4 protein-coding genes are annotated in these 3,132 nt (G+C 70.8%); all 4 read right to left on the bottom strand.

The annotated features are described in order from the left end of the window. The coding region (locus NON00_RS24290) for a YbgF trimerization domain-containing protein (protein WP_305123556.1) at positions 1–468 on the bottom strand (468 nt) is incomplete at its 3' end. Between the two features lie 199 nt (positions 469–667). Beyond that, positions 668–1,150 carry a peptidoglycan-associated lipoprotein Pal gene (pal, locus tag NON00_RS24285; protein ID WP_256025376.1) on the bottom strand — a complete coding sequence of 161 codons (483 nt, stop codon included), beginning with the start codon at positions 1,148–1,150 and terminating at the stop codon, positions 668–670. A gap of 215 nt (positions 1,151–1,365) precedes the next feature. Further along, positions 1,366–2,763, bottom strand: a complete 1,398-nt coding sequence (tolB, locus tag NON00_RS24280) for a Tol-Pal system beta propeller repeat protein TolB (RefSeq protein WP_256025375.1) — start codon at positions 2,761–2,763, stop codon at positions 1,366–1,368. Then, the coding region (locus NON00_RS24275) for a cell envelope integrity protein TolA (RefSeq protein WP_305123555.1) at positions 2,760–3,132 on the bottom strand (373 nt) is incomplete at its 5' end. The genes NON00_RS24275 and tolB, both read right to left, overlap by 4 nt.

Genomic DNA, 3,132 nt, shown 5'->3' with positions numbered 1-3,132 from the left:
GCGGCGGGCCGGGGGCGCGGCGAGATTGCCGCCCGGGGCGGCGGGCGTGGCCGGGCGGGCGCCGGCGGCGCCCCCTGCCCCACCCTGCTCCAGCTGCTGGAGGCGGTAATCCATATCCCCCTGCAGCTTGTCGAGCGCCTGCTGGAGGGTGCGGTTGCGATACTCGGCTTCCTGGGCCTGGCCGCGCAGGCGGCGGACATCCTCTTCAAGATTGCCGATGCGCTCGAGCAATTGGCTGACCAGTTCGGGCGAGGCGCTGCCGGCCGGGGCGCCGCCGCGGCTGGGCGGGGCGAGGGGCACGGGTGCGCCGGTGCCGCCGCCGCTGCGGCGCAGGCTGTCCACTTCCTGGCGCAGCTGGAGGATCTGGTTCTGCAGGGCGATGCCTTCGCGGCTGTCCATCTGCGCCAGGGCCGGCGCGGCGCCGAGCAGTGGCAGCAGCGGCATGGCGAGGAGAAGCTTGCGGAGCATGGCCAGTTCCTTCCGGCGGGGCGGTCGGGGAAAGAGACGCGCGGGGAAAAAGGATATGTGGAAAAGAGATATGTGGAAAAGACGGGCGTCGGACAAAGAGAAAGCGGCGGCCCCCGGTTACGGGGACCGCCGCTTGTCTCAGCCGATCAGGCCGTCGTCAAGGAAGCGCGCGCGGGGCGCGCGCAATCCGAGGCGCGGCTTAGCGCACCACGGTGACGGCGCGGCGGTTCTGGGCCCAGGCGTCGGCGGTGGAGCCGAGGGCGGCCGGGCGGTCCTTGCCGTAGGAGATGGTGTTGACGCGGGCAGCGGCGACGCCCTGGGCGACCAGCCCGTCACGGGCGGCGTTGGCGCGGCGCTGGCCGAGGGCCAGGTTGTACTCGCGGGTGCCGCGCTCGTCGGCGTGGCCTTCGACGGTCACCTGGACCTGCGGGTACTGGGCGAGCCAGGCGGCCTGACGCTGCAGGGTGGCGCGCTGATCACCACGGACCGAGCTGCTGTCGGTGTCGAAGAAGACGCGGTCGCCGACATTGGCGACGAGGTCTTCCTGGCTGCCAGGGCGCACCGCGCCGGCGGTGGCGCCACCGGCCGCGCCGGCGCCGGTGGCGGCACCGGTGGTGTCCTCGCTCGCGCAGGCGGCGAGGAGGGCAGCGGCGGCGAGAGCGCCGAGGAGCTTGGTCTGCATGCTTTCGATTCCCATATTAGGTCGAATTAAGGCCGCGGTTACGCTCGGATTGGGGCGTCTTCAAGGCACAGAATACATCGTTGCGCGAATGGTTGCCCATCGTGCTTTGCAAAGCTCTAGCCAAAAACTTGCAAAATTTTTGTTAACCGCATTGCGCCGCGCACGCACGAAAGAGGGAGACGGCCCAGGGCCGTCTCCTCAGCCGGCGTTTCGTCTCACGAGGAGAGAAGCGGCGACCAGCTCGGGTCGGTGGCGTCGGTCGGCGTGATGATCTGGCGCTCGTTGAAGCCGGCGATGTCGATCATCGAGAGGCGGGCGGAATAGCCGCCGCCGCGCGAATCCCGCGCCTGGCTCTCGCGGTAGAAGGCGAGCACGCGGCCATTGGGCGCGAAGGTCGGCCCCTCCATCGCCCAGCCCTCGGAGAGGATGCGCTCGCCCGAGCCATCGGGGCGCATGACGCCGATGCCGAATCGCCCGCCGGAGATGCGGGTGAAGGCGATGAGGTCGCCGCGCGGCGACCAGACGGGCGTGGCGTAGCGGCCATTGCCGAAGGAGATGCGCCGCGCCCCGCCGCCGCCGGCATCCATGATGTAGAGCTGCTGGTCGCCGCCGCGATCGGAGTTGAAGACGATCTGCGTGCCATCGGGCGAGTAGCTGGGCGAGACGTCGAGGCCGCCGCCGGAGGTGAGCTGCCGCTCGCGCTTCGAGCCGAGGTCGACGACGTAGATATTGGCGTCGCCGCCGCGCACGGAGGAGAGCACGACGTTGCGCCCATCCGGTGAGAAGCGCGGCGAGAGGGTCATGCCCGGGAAGTTGCCGAGGACTTCCTGCCGCCCGCTGTCGAGGTTGAACAGATAGACGCGCGGCTGGTTGTTGAAATAGGACATGAAGGCGATCTGCCGCGCATTCGGGTGGAAGCGCGGGGTGAGCACCTGGAAGCTGCCATCGGTCAGGAAGCGGTGGTTCTCGCCATCCTGGTCCATGATGGCGAGGCGGCGGTTGCGCCGGTCGCGCGGGCCGCTCTCGGCGACATAGACGATGCGCGTGTCGAAATAGCCTTTCTCGCCCAGCATCCGCTCATAGATGACGTCGGAGATGACATGGGCGATCTGTCGCCAGTTGGCGGCGGAGGCGGTGTAGGCGGTGCCCTGGAGCTGCTGGCCGGAGCCCACTTCCCAGAGGCGGAACTCGATGCGGGCGCGGTCGCCCTGCGGCTCGGCGCGGCCGGTGACGAGGGCCTGGGCGCCGATGATGCGCCAGTCCTGGAAGCGCGGCGAGGCGGCGGCGTCCTCCGGCGTCTGGATGTAGGCGGCGCGCTCGACCGGGCGGAAGAGGCCGGAATTCTTCAGGTTGTTGATGATCACCCGGGAGATGTTCTGGCCGAGCTGCTGCGCCTGCGGCGAGGCGCCGGCGAAGTCCGGCAGGGCGATCGGGATGGGATCGGTGCGGGCGCGGGTGATGTCGATGTATTGCTGGCCGCCGGCGGCGGGGCCGCCGGGCGCGGGCGCCTGGGCGCGCGCGCGCGAGGCGGCGCCGAAGAGAGGCAGGCCGACCAGCCCGCCCAGCCCCAGCAGGGCCAGGCGGCGGGACAGGGTGGGGTCGATCTGGGTCATCGGACGAGGCCCTTCGGGTTGAATCGGAAGATCGCGCTGTTCAGCGACGGGATCTTCTCGCGTGGCACGGGCAAGGGGCTGCATTTCTGGTCCAGCAGGGCGCGGCGCGCACTCTCGAACACCGAGCGGGCGCGCGGGTCGGAAGGAACGCCGTTGGCCGGGCGGACGTTGCGGATGGTGCCGCCCGGATCGATGTCCACCCGCAGTTCGACCACGATCTGGTCGAGGCCGAGCATGCCCGCGTCAACGGACCAGCATTCGCTGATGCGGTCGGCCACGCCGCGCACCTCGCCGGCGGTGAGCAGGGCGGTGCCGGTGGGGGCGCCGCCGCCGGCGGCCGGGCTGCCGCCCGGGTTGGCGCGGGCGGGG

This window comes from Roseomonas sp. GC11 (genome assembly GCF_024437745.1).
GTDB lineage: Bacteria > Pseudomonadota > Alphaproteobacteria > Acetobacterales > Acetobacteraceae > Pseudoroseomonas.
This window is presented reverse-complemented; position numbering and strand designations above follow the sequence as displayed.